Here is a 788-nt window from a genome sequence, read left to right on the forward strand (position 1 = left end):
CACTTCACGCGCCGGCCGTTGGAAAGCGCATCCATCACGAAATCGATTGACCACACCTCGTTGGGCGCGCCCGGCAATGCCAGTTGCTCGCGCTCAATCATGACGCCCTGGCGCTTGCGACGGCGCCGCACAGCCAGCCCTGCCTCACGGTACAGGCGATAGATGCGCTTGTGATTGGCGTGCGTGCCTTCGCGCTCCACCAGGGCGTGCAGTCGACGGTAGCCGAATCGACGACGTTCGTGCGCCAACTCCACCAGACGCGCCGCGAGCACCTCATTCTCGTGGTCCGGCTTCGCGTCGTAATGCAGCACGCTGCGAGAAAGCCCGACAAGCCGGCAGGCGCGGCGCTCGGAGATGTTGACCTTCTCCCGAATCGCCGACACTGCTTCGCGTTTGGCTTGCGGGCTCAGGGCTTTCCCTTGACGACGACCTTCAACGCTTCCATATCGAGCATTGCTTCGGCCAGCAGTTTCTTCAGCCGGGCATTCTCCACCTCGAGGTCCTTGAGCCGGCGGGCTTCCGAGACTTCCATGCCGCCGAACTTTGCGCGCCACGTGTAGAACGACGCGTCACTGAACCCGTGCTGCCTGCACAGTTCCTTGACCGGCATGCCGGCTTCAGCTTCCTTCAGAAACCCTATGATTTGCTGTTCCGTAAAGCGCTTCTTCATGTTCGTCTTCTTCTCCGAAAACGAACTTTACTAGACTCCGGCTGGCCCGGTTTGCAGGGGGCAGGTCAAGGAAGCCGAGTCTTCGTGCCTGACGGATGAAGCGCAGGATATGGACTTC

Annotated in this window: 1 pseudogene; it reads right to left on the reverse strand. The window is 61.0% G+C overall.

The window, feature by feature from the left end:
* Positions 1 to 670 (reverse strand): annotated as a pseudogene (locus HWY45_RS36270) (IS3-like element IS407 family transposase); the annotation flags it as partial.
* Positions 671 to 788 lie beyond the last annotated feature (118 nt).

The sequence above is a fragment of the Burkholderia stagnalis genome (assembly GCF_902830275.1).
Classification (GTDB): Bacteria; Pseudomonadota; Gammaproteobacteria; order Burkholderiales; family Burkholderiaceae; genus Burkholderia; species Burkholderia stagnalis.